Below are 12,902 nucleotides of genomic sequence, written 5' to 3'. Positions count from 1 at the left end.
CGGCCTCGGCGCCGGGGTTGGCAGCGTGGCGGTTCATGCCGATAGTATAGCTGCCGACGCGGACGACTGCTGAGATCAGCCGCCGTAGGGTGCGCAATGACTCAGGTCGGCGCTTGTTTCTATGACTATTTAGTCCAACGTGTTCTAGGCTGGCACGGGCCGGCGACATGCTAGCCCGCCACGGGCCACTAAGGTTCTAGACTGAATCCCGCCGACCGCCCAGGCACATCGTCTCACCGCGAGTGCCCCACCCGCGCCCTGCCGAGGTCCCCCAGCAGCTCGTTGTTACACAGCGGCTGCCGGTCCAGGCACCGCCCATCGCCTTCGATGTGTACTTTCCGCGTCTCGCTGCTGTTTTTCAAGGGGGCGTTTTGTGATCTGGATCACGGTTTTCGCAAATACCAGAGACAAAACGCTAGATTCCAGGCAAACCTCCGCCGGGCGCTTGCCATCCGACCCGGCATCCGGACAAGACTCGCGGTACTCGACTGGCACGGGTCGCTCGTGAGCTAGGCTGGCGCGGGCCGCTAGCGAACTAGACTGGAACGGGCCACTACCGAACTAGACTGAATTCCGTCCAAGACCGACACGACCGCCACATGATGTCCACCATCCCCAACCCCCGCCGCGAGGACGGCTCCCCCTCCAACTGGGACCGGTATCTGGATCTGCTGGCCCACCGCGGCGTACCGGAGCGGATGCGCCCTTGGTATGTCCGCCGCGTTGAAGGGTGCCTGAAGGCGCGGCGTCCCGTGTCGCTGTCGCAGGTGACGGCGGAGGAACTCGCCGGATCCCTGTAGGAGGTCGCGGTCCAAGCGCAACGTGCGGATTGGCAGTTTCGACAACTGGTCGACGCCTTGCCGTTGCTGTTCGTCGATCTGGCCCACTGCCCTGCCGGCAAGACATTGGTGTCAACGGTTCCTGGCGGTCTGTGGCGATACACCGGCCGAGCGTCCGGGGGTTAAGGAGGTGCAGCGGTTGCTGTCCCACTTGGGGGTGGAGCGGTCGGTTGCGGCGAAGACGCATCGTGCTTGCAAGGCGAGCTCACGGCAGCCGGGCAGCGGGCCGGTATTCCCAAGCGCATCAACAGCCATGCTATTCGAGCCAGGGTGATTAATTTCAACCGGCTGGACAGCGGCGTGATTTACCTGCTGGTGATCGACGCCAAGGCGGTGCGCGGGACTATCCCGGCGCATCTGCTGAAGGCCATTCAGGAGTCGTTTCAACAGGGCAACCGATGACCGCATGACCGGCGATTGACTGAGGTCCCGCGGCTGTTCCGCTCAGGGCCTGCCCAGCCAGTCCCGCAGGTCCGATTGGCTGGCGAGGTCGAAGATGGCCTCGGCGAGGGCTTCGAGGCGCGCGCGCGGCAGCGCATCGAGGCGGACCTCAAGCTCCGGGGGCAGCGGACCGAAGCGCCGCGTGGCTTGGCGCAGCAGCAGGTTTGCGGCTTCCTCGCGGCGGCCCTCCTCGCGCCCCTCATCAAGCCCTTTCTCGTGGCCGATGGCCACCAACTCCTTGTAAGTCCGGGTCTCTTCAAACGGGGTCTGGATACCGAACATGGTCAGAATCTCCGGATAGCTCAGATGGCTGAAGCGCACCGTCAGCCATGAAAAAAAGACGTCGGTCAGGCGCTCGCGCACGGCCTGCGGCAGCGCCGCGGCGGCGATGCGCCCGAGGGCCTGTGGCCCTTCTTGGCGCAGTCGCTCCGGGTCCGCGATCCGATAGGGCAGGAACACGGCCAGCAGCGGATGCCCGGGCTCGCGCCGCTCCAGGGCCTCCAGGATCGGCTGCAGATAGGCCACGCGCAACGGCGCGTCCGGCTGCCGCGCGGCGGCGGACCAGGGCTCGGTGCGGGGGTCGAGCGCCGGCGTGGCGAACAGGATCAGTCCGCGCACCACGCGCCCCAGGTTGCGTTCGCCGACCAGCCCCAACTCTACCACCGAGCGGTGATAGATCTTGGGATCGTCCCGCGCCTGAAACTCGATGACCCAGATGGGCTCGTCGGGCGCCTCCGGCAGCAGGACGCCGTCGGTGCGCCGGTCGAGCCCTTTGACCTCCAGCGCCTCGAATCGATACGGCCCGCGCACCCGGATGCCGTCGGTGAGGATCGCCAGGGTCTCGGCGTCGGCCCCCAGCAGGGTATAGATCTCGCGGTCGGTCTTCATACGGTGTCTCTTAGTGGCAAAGGAAACCGTGGTCTGCCCCTGAGTGCTCGCTGGCCGGATCGGCGAGAAGTCCGCTCTGACACGCGCCATTGGAAAAGAAGCCTACTGCCGGGAAAACCAGCAGCGACGCGACCCCGCAGATTGCTTGGGGGATAGCGATTCCGTGGTACGTCCCCTATTTTCGTCGTTGTGCGCCCGCGTTTTGCGAGCAGTTAAGTAAACTGTCCCCGGAATTGACATTGACGTGCACAATGCCGAGGTGGGGCCTCTGTTTCTCGGCGAGAAGTTAGGCGACAGCGCGCCATGAATCTGTTGCTCGACACGCTGGAGAGGCCGCATGCGGCCTGCGACCGCGCTCGCCCCCACGCTGGATAATGGTCTACAATCAACCCAAAATCGCCCTCGTGTCAGCCCCGCGGATGACCGCTCTGCGCCGCTCCGATCGTTGTCCACACGCTGAGAGACCGCCCACCACCGGCCGGCGACACTGGGCTCGGAGAAGACCGCGCCCGCAGCGGGCACCGCGCCAGGATCGGATGAGTCCAACAAACGCGTGTTCGTTAGGCGGCTGCGATGCAGTTTCGACATGACCACCTCAATGAGTTCAAGCGGCACAGCCAAAGGGGCCGATGTCTTCATTTTGATAGTGGGAGTCGCTGCAATAAAATAATTTCTGCTCACTCGATCCAAAAAAGCGGACAACTTGCGCTAATTGTCGAAGATGGTCATGTATATCGCTTGAGCGCTGATGCGTCAACCTTGAAAAAGTCGAACGGAACTCCTCAATTGAGGAGGATCGGAGTAAATAGAGCCTCAACCTTTCTTGGTTTTTGCAAGAATCACGACAATGCGCTTTTTGACCAGATTGATAATTACCCACTGAACTCCAATAAGGAGCAGGTTGCACTCTATGCTTACCGCTGCATTTGTAGAGAATATTTTGTGAAGGAAAATGCGGTCAATGTCATTGATGGTATGTTCCATCATGTTGAACTGTCATCTGAGCAGCGAGAATTTCTGAGGTTGATTCGAATCGGGCATAGTCGTGGTTTCGCTGGATTGCAGCATCATAAAAAGATTTATGATGCGACCCTTCAGGCTAAGGATTACGATTCCTTTGAGTTTACTTATTTCATCTCGAAATCGCCTTGCTCCTTGCAACTTTCCGGACTGCTATACCCTGACTTTGATTTTCTTGGTGAAAGACTTCAGGACCTTGGAGATTGGTCGTCGCCACTCGATCTGATCACTTTTTTCACTGCGCCGTTACAGGAAGGATGGGCCTTTGGGTTCGCTTGGCACACTTCAAGCAATCGAACCTGCATTCCGTTTGTCCAATCCCTCGCAACTCTGGTGTCAGATAATGGTTGCCTAGAAGATGCTCTGCTAAGGTTATCACTCTCCTGTTGCGAGAATCATGCAATCAGGATTTCTTGGTGGGATTCTCTTGCTGCAGAGCACCAGATTGGCGCGCTCAAGCGTATGCACCTAATGACACATCCGACTCTTACGGTGCCTAATAGGTACTTGGTCTCAGGCTGCGAAAAAATGGCAAATTGGACCTTTGAACATCTCTATACAACTCTGCCGAGCACAGCAGCCTAACCATTCGTTCAACCGGAAACCGTGAGGCACGCCGCCGCCTGTGCCTCCACTTCATTAGACGCAGACATCCAAGATTAGGTGAGTTAAATGTCAGAGGGCTATATATATATTCTGTCCGATAATACCCATTCTTACCTAAAGATTGGGCGAACAACACGAACACCAGAAATGCGTGTCAAGGAATTAAATAGTACCGGAATGCCTGGTACATTAGTGCTTGTTGACAGTATTTTGGTGCACGATTGCGAGATGACAGAAGCAACAATTCATCGCACGCTGTCCAAGCACCGGCTACGACCTGATAGAGAATTCTTCGATATACCGACTGATGTGGCCGTTGCCTACTTGCAGACTTTTTCAAAGAAATCGATACTAGAACAGCACATGCAACGGGGTCGCGACGAGCTTCAGGGTTACATCAAGGACATCGAAGACGCCGAGGGAAGCGAAGACGTCGAGCGCCGCGAAGATTACAGGTGGTTATCTATTTCCAAAGCGGCAACAAAGTTATCCGAGGATTATAATCACTTCATTGATTATCAGCGGCATTTTGCCAACTCTACACGAGACGCTGGTCGCGTACTTTACGAAACGTTCTGCGATAATCCAATTATATCGGTGGAACGTTTGGACGATCCTGTCGCAGTATCGTTCAACGATGACGGTATAGACGCATGGCGAATGGGTGTGGCGGAATACCAATTTGTGTTTAACGGAAGCAATGCAGATGCTCAGTTAGTCGCAGAATGGAAGAAGCGGGGTGAATTGGCTCTCCGGATGTTTACGTCTGCTCAGTCGAAACTTACATCCGTTCTCCCCAGAATAAACGGAATAAACGACTTGATAGCGGGCGAAGGCTTGTTCGATGCCTTTTTAGAGAGAGCCGTCAACATCCTCAGGGCAGCCAACATACCAGAAGATATGAATCCGTTGATGGGGCGAGAAATCATGTCGGCACAGGAAAGAGATCGTATCCGTAGACGATTGCAGTTGAGCGTCGATTTAGCGACTGCGAGTAAACAAGAGCGGGATTTCAGCGGTAGAATGCGATCGCTTCTATATCCCGGAGAAACGAGCGTTGTGCCCGACCAAATAGGAAGTCTGGATGATGGGATCGCCCCGCTCCAAACCCCCCTGATAGTTCAGGAGATCATGGACAGCTACAGGAAGTTTGCGTTTAATAAATCTTGTGCTCTCGACATGGAGAAATTGACGGAGATCAATATTAGATTGCTTCAAGTTATTTGCGAAATTGATGATCTCGAAGAAAGCATGGTGAAGCCAATCCTGGATTCTATAATTGAGCTGAGCGGCGTAGTAGAAGACGTGCATAGTACCTATCTATCCTTTATTGAAGAGATAGATCGCCTACTCAAGCAGACCAGAATTCTCCTCTTCCAGGTAGCCGAAGCAGGATAATCTTAACGCGGGGAAAATAATAGGTGGAATTCTGGAGGGCAGTCTACTTAATTCGGGTTGTCTGCCGAGAAAAGAGAAGAAAAGAATCGCCTAGTAAGTCTATCAGTTCCGGCGCCAAACAGCGGCCTTCGCTCTCGCTCATTGGCGCAGGCTGTAGTTGACGTTAGGTTATCTGAAACCAAACAGAAGAAATATGAATCAGAATTTGTCAGAAGAGATTTTGGGGGTCTTCGTTGAAAAAATGGAGAATCGAGGCGAAAGCAGAAATCTTGTTCACATCGATATTGATGAATCTATGTTGAAAAGGATCAACAATCGAAACGGAACCAAAATCGATCTAGAACAGCTATACAAGTATGCTGATAGATGCCTTGCTAATGAGTGGCTAGAGCAGACAGCTGTCGGTGTTGGAAAGTATCGGCTCCTTGCCATAACACAAACCGGCGTAGGTGTGGTGCGTTCGCGGCAAAAGAAAATAGAGGCGCTTGAAAATCGCACATCGTTCAAAAAGTTAGCCGATTATATAGATGATCACAAAGGCTTGTTTATCTTGCTCGGCGCGGCAATCGCAATTGCGAGTCTTCTAGTAAGCTTATTTGTGGGCTAAAACATGGATATTCCTCAACTCACAATAAGTCTGAAGTGCCTCTTCTGTGGCGAAGCCCTTGAAGGGCCTGAAGGCGCAGACTACCGATCTGGCGATCTGATCAAATGCACCAAGTGCGGTGAAGAAAATAATTACGATAGTGTTTTAGATATCGCTAAAGACGAGGGTATGAGCCAAGTCAGGGAAATGGTGGAAGACCAATTACAGAAGCAACTGAAAGGGCTGTTCAAGAAATAGCCATAACACTGGCCTCAAGCCGCCCGCAAAGTCATGCGGGTAAAAGTGGGATAAGGGGCCAAGCTCAATTAAATTTGAAGGCGGAAGAGAGTTTAATAGAGCCTGGTCCATTATCTTCTTTCACAACCTCTCAGACCACTTGCTCGCTCAGTCGAGCACCTGCGCAATGCTGTCCGCCGTCAGGATGCGCTCCGACCAGATCCGCAGGTCGTCGCTGTCGGCGGTCTCCACCCGGCCGCGACAGTGCTGCGCAACGTCCGCGCCGAACTTTTTCTCGATCTGCCACAGGAGCAATGCGGCCTCGCCTTGCTGGACCCCCTGCTGGACCCCCTGCCGGACCCCTTGCTGGCGCCCCCGCTGGAGCCCCCGCCGAAGGCCTTTCTTGATTCCCGCACGTTCGACAGTCGTGATATAGGGCATCTGCTTGCTAAGGGATAAGGGGCCAGGCTCAAATAAAACTCAAAGGCGGAAGAGAATTAAAATGAGCCTAGTCCATTATCTTCTTTCACACCCTCTCAGACCACTTGCTCGCTCAGTCGAGCACCTGCGCAATGCTGTCCGCCGTCAGGATGCGCTCCGACCAGATCCGCAGGTCGTCGCTGTCGGCGGTCTCCACCCGGCCGCGACAGCGCTGCGCGACGTCCGCGCCGAACTTTTTCTCGATCTGCCACAGGAGCAATGCGGCCTCGCCTTGCTGGACCCCCTGCTGGACCCCCTGCTGGACCCCCTGCCGGACCCCTTGCTGGCGCCCCCGCTGGAGCCCCCGCCGAAGGCCTTTCTTGATTCCCGCACGTTCGACCGTCGTGATATAGGGCATCTGCTTGCTCGCCTCGAAGTCGTAGAGGTCTTTGCGAAAGGCGGCCTCGGCTTCCGCGGGTAGCCGGATCATCCAGTCGATGACCCGAAACAGCTCCAGGATCGTGCCGCGGTCATAGCCGCGATCATACATCAGCCGGATCAACCGCAGCTTCCAGGCCCGGCGCTGGTCGGCATCGCCCCGGCCCTTGGCGCGAATCTGGGCCATGACCACCAGCGCGAAGCGGTTGTGGCTCTGCTCCAGCTCCGCCCACCGCGCGGGCCGGTTCCAGTCCAGCAGTTTGGCGACGGGAAAGCGAAAGTCGATGGAGCAGCCCCAGAGACTATCCCGGTAGCGCTTGGGGCGGAAGCGCGGGCTGGTATCGGCGAGGACCGCGAGGCTCGCCACCGGTACGCCGCGGGCATCGCGCAGCCGATGGTTGTACACGAACATACGCTCGGCGAAGGCCGCCTCCGGCTCGCCCTGCACCTCTACATGCACCAGGACGCAAGCGGGGCTGCCGTCGCAGCGCGCGACTGCGACCAGTTTGTCCGCGTAGCGCCGGCCGGTCTCGGCATCGCGCACGATGCGCTGCAACTCTTTGTCCAGGAAGCTATGCCCGCGCGTCCAGTCGATCTCGGCATGGATGTGCGGGAACAAGAGCGCCAGGAAGTCGGGGAAATAGCGCTCCAGCGCCTCCTTCCAGGGGCTGTCGTGGTCGCTGGATGCTGCGGCCTGGTTGTGGTCGGTCATCGGCGGCTCGGGGTCCGATCTGTCTGGGCCGCAGTTTAGCAGTCTGTCGGACTTAACCCGAGCGCAGCGTTTCGCGACACCGATCCTTAGGGTCACGCAGGCGCGATGTCGACCGGCTAAAGCCTCGGCCTCCAGTCTTCCGGCGGCCGGAACGACGATCTGGCGCCCACGCTCCAATTCGGGAGCACGTCGCGACGCGGATACCGTCGCGTGGTGCCACCAGACGCAAGAAACGTCGGGTGACGCTGCGCTGACCCGACCTACGAGGAATGCTTGCCCAATAGTCGCGCGTGTCGCGCGGCCAGGGCGCCCATCGCTTAAAGGTGAAGTCAACGGACTTATCACGCGCCGCCGCGGCCCTGTGCCAACCGGCGGAGCGCGCCGATCAAGCCGCCGAGCGCCAGGCAGACCGCCGCCAGCGCCGGCCCGAAGGGCTGATCGAGCCCCAGGGCGAGGACGAAGGCCGCGAGATAGGCCACGACACCAATGAGTCCGGCGAGCCCGAGTGTCCAGGCCCACCCGGGTGCGATCCGAAAGGCCGCCCAGGCGGGGACCAGGATCAGGGCAAAGGTGCCCAGCACGCCCAGGGTCGCCGTCCCGACTGCCACGCCGAAGGCCGCCAGGAGATCGAACCCCAGATGCCAGCGCCAGCCCGGCAGTCGGTTGGCCGTATCGTGGCGCGGAAAAAAGCGGGCGCGCAGCAGCCGCGGCATCAGCCGGGGCAGGGCGGTCACGGCCAACCCGGTCAGCAGCACGGCAGCGGCCAGTTCAGTCCAGCCGGCGAAATAGAGCTGACCGTCCATCACCGCCTGTCCCAAGGCATCGCCGGCGGAGGTATTGGCCGCCGCCAGCAGCAGCGCCGACCACCCGATCAGGATCATGAAACCGTACGCCGTGTTCCCGCGTGCACCGCCGAGCGACTTCACCGCCCCGCCGCCGAGCGCTCCCAGACTCGCACCGAGTATGGCGGGGGCGCCGACGGCAAGCCCCAGCAGGGTGCCGGCAGCGGCCAGATGCGCCAGACCCAGGGCGGCCAGCCATTCCTCGCGCAGCATCAGCAGCGCGCCCAGGACCGGCAATACCCCGGCGATCAGAAATCCGGCCAGGAAGGGCAGCCGGAATAGTGGATCTGCGTAGATTTCCCAATTCATCGGATGAGTCCGAATAGGTAGCGTCCCGGTCGTTGTCGTTGTCGTAATCGTGGTCGTAATCGAGTTGATCCCGTGAGGATGCACTCGCATCTTGTTGCGTTGCTCCGATTACGACAACGACAACGACAACGGGCAAGACGATGATCGTCTCCGGTGGGAGCGGCCTCCGGCCGCGATGCGGTGCCGCGGTGTAGGGTGCGCCGATCAATGGGATCTCGCGCGACCTCATCGCGGCCGGAGGCCGCTCCCACGGGGTACGCGGCTTCAGGCATCCGGGGCAAGCTCCAAAACCCGCGAGCAGACGCTCTCCAGAAAGGCGCGCTCGTGGCTGACCAGCAGAACCGCGCGCCGATCGTCCCGGTGCGTCCGCGGTTGCGCCAGGAGCGCCGCCAGCAGACGCTCGTGTTCGGGGTCCAGGTTGTTCGTCGGCTCGTCCAGCAACACCAGATCCGCCGACCCGGCGAGCGCCGCCCAGACGCACAGCAGTTGGTACTGGCCGCCGCTCAGCCGGTCGATACGCCGGTTGAGGTGTTGGCTCAGGGACCCCGGCGGCGGCCGGTGGGTCGGGACGGCGGCACACCGTAGCAGGTCACGCCCGGTCAGGGGCATGGCCGGGAGGCGCACCGGCCGCTGCTCCTGGTAGAACAGGGTGAGACCCGGTGCGCGCTCGATCCGCCCGGAGAAGATCCGGGCGGCATCGGCGATGGCGTTGAGCAGGGTGGACTTACCGCTCCCGTTCGTGCCCCACAACCCCAGGACGTCCCCCGCCTGGATGCTGCACGAGACCGGCCCCACCACCGGTGCCGCATAGCCCGCCACCACCTGCTCCAGACGAAGCAGGGGCGCTGCCGCCGGGTTGCCGTTCACCGGGCACTCGCGAGCGCCGCGACCCAGCGCCCGATATGATCCAGGTAGCCCTTGCCGTCCGCGTCCGCCGGCGGCTCCAGCGGCAGTTGGATGGCCGTCCAACCCAGGTCGCGCGCCAGCGCCTGGGGCGCCTGGGGCGACTGATACGGGGTATAGAGGATGACCCCCCGGCCGCCCTTGAGTGCGGCGGTCAGCGCGCTCAACTGGCGCCCGGTCGGCGGTACGCCGGGGATCGGCTCGATGGTGCCGAGCAAGGGGAGGTCGAAACGGTCCAGCAGATAGAGGGCATCCCGGTGATAAAGCACGGCGCCGGGCGCCCCGGCCAACTGTTCCCGCCAACCGGCCGTGCGGGCCGCCGCCTGGGTGGCGAAGGCCTCCGCGCGGGCGCGGTAGGTCGCGGCAGCGGCCGGGTCGAGCTGCGCCAGCCGCCCCGCCAGGGCCTGGCCGACGGCCGCCATGCGCACCGGGTCCAGATCGATGTGTGGATTGCCCACCGGATGCACGTCACCCTGAGCACGGTCCGCCGACCCGCCCTTATCCAGCAGATCCACCTGAGCGGCCGCCTCGAAATAGCCTGGGCGGCCCGGCTGGATGCGGGGATTGGCCGCGCTGCTGATCGCCACCGGAAGCCAGCCGACTTCGAGTTCGGCCCCGATGGCGACCAGCAGGTCAGCGTCCCGCAGGCTGCGCATCATGCTGGGTTTTGCCTGGAGCCGATGCAGGTCCTGCTGCGGCCCCGCCAGCACCGTCACCTGGGCGCCGGGGCCGGCGATTTCGCGCGCCAGCGCGCCCATGCTCGGCGCGGTGGCGACGATGTCGAGCGCCGCGGCCGGGACCGCGGCCAGGGTCATGAGCCCGATCAGGGCGGTGCAAAAACGTCCAATCATAATACTCTCCACAAAGTGACGGTCATGGCAGCATTGCCAACGGTCATTGAAGGATGCACCCCGCATCCGAGACATGAAGTTCCCTCGTGGGAGCGGCCTGCGGCCGCGACAGGGCCGCGGGGGCCTTGATCGTAATCCCGACCAGCGGCGTGCGTAGTCAGGGCTTCCAGCCCTGATGGTGTCAGGCCAGGATGGCCTGACTACGCACCCGGCGAGCCCAAGTGGCCGGAATCTTGATCGAGGCCGCCGCGGGGGATCGCGCGGGCTGGGCGTTCACGGTGCGCCCCATCGCGGCCGGAGGCCGCTCCCACAGGGTTCTCATGCGCTTGAAGATCCTTCGCTGTTAGAAGGTATGCGCCCCGTGGCTCCCCATGCTCATCAGGAACTGGAGATAGAAGGCGTCGAAGCGTTCGCGCTGACCCGGTTCCTCCAGGATGTCGTTCTTCGCGTACTGGGCGCGCAGGCGCGAGAATTCCGAGAGATTCCAGGTGATGTCCAGGGTCCAACGGTCCGATGAGCCGAAGTCCTGGGAGGTTGGGCCGCCGGTCACCTCGTTGGTCATCCCGAAGATGTCGTAGCGCAGCCCAGCGGTCCACTTGGGTGCAAAGCCGTAAACCGCCTGCGCATAGAGCCCATCGCTGGTGAAGTCGCGGGACGCGCCAAGCGCCTCCGGATGGGGGCTGGAGCGGATCGACAGGTTCTTGGTGGAGCGCAGGTATTCGGTCTGGAACTTGAATCCCTTATGGCCCTCGGCGCCGCCGCCGTCGTACTTGTACACGAGATCCAGGCCCCAGATATCCGCGTATCCCGCCAGGGCGTTGTAATGCACGATCTCCTCATGCTCCTCATGCTCATGTTCCTCGGCGTGCTCGGCCGCGACTTCATGCGCGTGACCCTGAACCTCCTGATGCTGATTGTTGCGGGCATAGGAGGCGCCGAACTGGAGCGCGTGCCGCTCCGGAAGGTTCGGGGCGACCTTGGCGAAGGCTGTCCACAACCGTGGTCCCTCGTTTTCCTCGCCCAGAGAGCCCGCGTTATCCGCCAGCAGCGCCCGCTGGTCCGCATCGACTACGGCGCCGAAACGCTCCTGGTCGCCTTGCGCCAGTTCGGCCCCGAGCAGGGTGTAGAACGGCAGCGGCGGCAACCAGGTCAACTGCACGCCCGTATCCTGCAGCCCATGAGCGCCGAGCAGGTTGAGATACGGCAGGTTCTGATCCACAAAGTCCCACTGATGGGGGTGCTGCTTATTGATATAGCCGAAGTCGCTCAGGAACTTACCGCCCTTCATCCGCAGTCCGTACGGTAGACCACGGGTCTGGAACCAGCCCTCTTCCAGTTCCACCTCGCCATCCCCGTCGATAGCGACAAAGAGCGCCGCGTCGAAATAGGGGTCCACCGTGGCGGTGAAGGACAACTCGGCCTCGCGGAAGTTGAAACCGTTTTCCGCGGCCCCGTGGCTGTGCGCCGCCGCCTCACCCGCGGCTTCCTCCCCGTGCGTGTGAGGCGCCAACTGGGATGGTTGGTAGGCCGCGCCAACCAGCGCCGAGCCGGAGCCGCCGATTCCGTCGTGATAATAGTTACCGTCCAGGATCACCGCGATCTGTGGATTGAAGGCACTGCCCGAGGTCAGCGCCCCCAGGACGCCGCCGCTCTGAGCGGCCGGGGACGGTGCCGCCGGGCTGACGGTCGGTGCGGTCATCGGCCGGGACTCGGCGGCAGCCGCCATGGCCTGTTTCGCCGCGGCTTCGGACTCCCGCGCCGCGCGGGCAGCCTGGCGTTCCGCCGCGGCGAGCCGCGACTCCAGGTCGGCAATCCGCCGCTCGTACTGGTTCTTGATCTGATTGAGCGAGGCGCGCAGCTCGGCGATCTCCGGATCGCTCGCCGCCGCGGCCGGAAGAGATGTCAGCAAGGGGGACAGCAGGGCGGCGCAGAGGGCACCCTGCGGGAATGAATGACGCATGATGGAAGACTCCGATCGACAGGGAGGTTGACCGCATCCGCCGGGGGGCGGGCGGTTGCTGGACGGATCGGAATCAGACGGGCGGTGCGCGGGCGTGCCGGCCGTGCCGGCTGCGGACGGCGGGATTGGCGATGGTCAAGGCCGGGGTGCCAGATCCATCCGGCAGGACCAGCGGCGCCACGGTCAGGGACAGGGCCGGCAGCGCCGGGGCGGCGGCGTCCTGACAGATCGGGCAGTAGTCGGCCTCGCCCTGAATCAGGTGCTCCACCTCGTGGGCGCCGGCCAGCACCTGAAAGCTCACCAGAATCAGGGCGAGCAACAGCCCCAGACGCCCAAGAGGCATCCGTCGCGGTCGCTCCAGGGTCGGGCGCGGTCCGCTCAGCATCGGGTGAGACCGGCGGGGGCCTTGATCATTCATCCGGCCAGATCCAAGCCGGCACGCGTCGCGGCCG

At 61.5% G+C, this 12,902-nt stretch carries 15 protein-coding genes; 6 read left to right on the top strand and 9 right to left on the bottom strand.

Annotation, left to right across the window (positions count from 1 at the left end; all coding sequences use genetic code 11):
- Window positions 1–599 precede the first annotated feature (599 nt).
- A complete protein-coding gene (locus tag QZY03_RS15560) occupies window positions 600–800 on the top strand; it encodes a hypothetical protein (protein WP_295582589.1) in 201 nt (66 codons plus the stop codon).
- Between the two features lie 231 nt (window positions 801–1,031).
- Window positions 1,032–1,241 carry a hypothetical protein gene (locus QZY03_RS15555; RefSeq protein ID WP_295582587.1) on the top strand — a complete coding sequence of 70 codons (210 nt, stop codon included), beginning with the start codon at window positions 1,032–1,034 and terminating at the stop codon, window positions 1,239–1,241.
- Window positions 1,242–1,283: 42 nt separating this feature from the next.
- Here the strand turns inward: QZY03_RS15555 and QZY03_RS15550 are convergent, their stop codons facing one another.
- Entirely contained in the window at window positions 1,284–2,168 is an 885-nt protein-coding gene (locus tag QZY03_RS15550; RefSeq protein WP_295582585.1) for a DUF2887 domain-containing protein, read from the bottom strand.
- 573 nt (window positions 2,169–2,741) lie between these two features.
- Here QZY03_RS15550 and QZY03_RS15545 point away from each other — a divergent pair.
- The 4 genes from QZY03_RS15545 to QZY03_RS15530 all read left to right on the top strand — a co-directional run bounded on the left by QZY03_RS15545 (window position 2,742) and on the right by QZY03_RS15530 (window position 6,036).
- On the top strand, window positions 2,742–3,773 hold the full coding sequence (locus QZY03_RS15545) for a hypothetical protein (protein ID WP_295582584.1): 1,032 nt from the start codon (window positions 2,742–2,744) through the stop codon (window positions 3,771–3,773).
- A gap of 87 nt (window positions 3,774–3,860) precedes the next feature.
- Window positions 3,861–5,192: a GIY-YIG nuclease family protein gene (locus QZY03_RS15540; RefSeq protein WP_295582582.1), complete on the top strand. Its 1,332-nt coding sequence runs from the start codon at window positions 3,861–3,863 to the stop codon at window positions 5,190–5,192.
- 193 nt (window positions 5,193–5,385) lie between these two features.
- The gene (locus QZY03_RS15535; RefSeq protein WP_295582580.1) at window positions 5,386–5,799 is read left to right on the top strand and encodes a hypothetical protein; all 414 of its coding nucleotides are present in this window, start codon (window positions 5,386–5,388) and stop codon (window positions 5,797–5,799) included.
- Window positions 5,800–5,802: 3 nt separating this feature from the next.
- The gene (locus QZY03_RS15530) at window positions 5,803–6,036 is read left to right on the top strand and encodes a hypothetical protein (RefSeq protein ID WP_295582579.1); all 234 of its coding nucleotides are present in this window, start codon (window positions 5,803–5,805) and stop codon (window positions 6,034–6,036) included.
- 147 nt (window positions 6,037–6,183) lie between these two features.
- Here QZY03_RS15530 and QZY03_RS15525 read toward each other — a convergent pair whose 3' ends face one another.
- From QZY03_RS15525 to QZY03_RS15490, 8 genes are all read right to left on the bottom strand, one after another.
- Window positions 6,184–6,456: a transposase gene (locus tag QZY03_RS15525; RefSeq protein ID WP_295582577.1), complete on the bottom strand. Its 273-nt coding sequence runs from the start codon at window positions 6,454–6,456 to the stop codon at window positions 6,184–6,186.
- A 112-nt stretch (window positions 6,457–6,568) separates the two neighbouring features.
- Window positions 6,569–7,585: a hypothetical protein gene (locus QZY03_RS15520; protein WP_295582575.1), complete on the bottom strand. Its 1,017-nt coding sequence runs from the start codon at window positions 7,583–7,585 to the stop codon at window positions 6,569–6,571.
- A gap of 341 nt (window positions 7,586–7,926) precedes the next feature.
- Window positions 7,927–8,736, bottom strand: a complete 810-nt coding sequence (locus QZY03_RS15515) for a metal ABC transporter permease (protein WP_295582573.1) — start codon at window positions 8,734–8,736, stop codon at window positions 7,927–7,929.
- Between the two features lie 264 nt (window positions 8,737–9,000).
- Window positions 9,001–9,603, bottom strand: a complete 603-nt coding sequence (locus tag QZY03_RS15510; protein WP_295582571.1) for an ATP-binding cassette domain-containing protein — start codon at window positions 9,601–9,603, stop codon at window positions 9,001–9,003.
- Window positions 9,600–10,490: a metal ABC transporter substrate-binding protein gene (locus tag QZY03_RS15505; RefSeq protein ID WP_295582569.1), complete on the bottom strand. Its 891-nt coding sequence runs from the start codon at window positions 10,488–10,490 to the stop codon at window positions 9,600–9,602. The genes QZY03_RS15510 and QZY03_RS15505 overlap by 4 nt, the downstream gene beginning before the upstream one ends.
- Before the next feature lie 181 nt (window positions 10,491–10,671).
- Complete coding sequence (locus tag QZY03_RS15500) at window positions 10,672–10,812, bottom strand: hypothetical protein (RefSeq protein ID WP_295582567.1); 141 nt, start codon at window positions 10,810–10,812, stop codon at window positions 10,672–10,674.
- 21 nt (window positions 10,813–10,833) lie between these two features.
- Complete coding sequence (locus QZY03_RS15495) at window positions 10,834–12,450, bottom strand: TonB-dependent receptor (RefSeq protein ID WP_295582565.1); 1,617 nt, start codon at window positions 12,448–12,450, stop codon at window positions 10,834–10,836.
- Window positions 12,451–12,523: 73 nt separating this feature from the next.
- A partial coding sequence (locus tag QZY03_RS15490; protein ID WP_295582563.1) for a hypothetical protein occupies window positions 12,524–12,902 on the bottom strand: 379 nt, incomplete at its 5' end.

It is taken from the genome of uncultured Lamprocystis sp., assembly GCF_903933125.1.
Lineage (GTDB): Bacteria > Pseudomonadota > Gammaproteobacteria > Chromatiales > Chromatiaceae > Thiodictyon.
The sequence above is the reverse complement of the archived record's forward strand: the minus strand, read 5'-3'. Positions and strand labels throughout refer to the sequence as shown.

Coding starts and splice junctions, on each gene's coding strand:
- QZY03_RS15520 (WP_295582575.1), bottom strand. CDS start 7,585: ATGACCGACCACAACCAGGCCGCAGCATCCAGCGACCACGACAGCCCC.
- QZY03_RS15535 (WP_295582580.1), top strand. CDS start 5,386: ATGAATCAGAATTTGTCAGAAGAGATTTTGGGGGTCTTCGTTGAAAAA.
- QZY03_RS15540 (WP_295582582.1), top strand. CDS start 3,861: ATGTCAGAGGGCTATATATATATTCTGTCCGATAATACCCATTCTTAC.
- QZY03_RS15495 (WP_295582565.1), bottom strand. CDS start 12,450: ATGCGTCATTCATTCCCGCAGGGTGCCCTCTGCGCCGCCCTGCTGTCC.
- QZY03_RS15515 (WP_295582573.1), bottom strand. CDS start 8,736: ATGAATTGGGAAATCTACGCAGATCCACTATTCCGGCTGCCCTTCCTG.
- QZY03_RS15525 (WP_295582577.1), bottom strand. CDS start 6,456: ATGCCCTATATCACGACTGTCGAACGTGCGGGAATCAAGAAAGGCCTT.
- QZY03_RS15560 (WP_295582589.1), top strand. CDS start 600: ATGATGTCCACCATCCCCAACCCCCGCCGCGAGGACGGCTCCCCCTCC.
- QZY03_RS15550 (WP_295582585.1), bottom strand. CDS start 2,168: ATGAAGACCGACCGCGAGATCTATACCCTGCTGGGGGCCGACGCCGAG.
- QZY03_RS15545 (WP_295582584.1), top strand. CDS start 2,742: ATGCAGTTTCGACATGACCACCTCAATGAGTTCAAGCGGCACAGCCAA.
- QZY03_RS15500 (WP_295582567.1), bottom strand. CDS start 10,812: ATGAGAACCCTGTGGGAGCGGCCTCCGGCCGCGATGGGGCGCACCGTG.
- QZY03_RS15505 (WP_295582569.1), bottom strand. CDS start 10,490: ATGATTGGACGTTTTTGCACCGCCCTGATCGGGCTCATGACCCTGGCC.
- QZY03_RS15530 (WP_295582579.1), top strand. CDS start 5,803: ATGGATATTCCTCAACTCACAATAAGTCTGAAGTGCCTCTTCTGTGGC.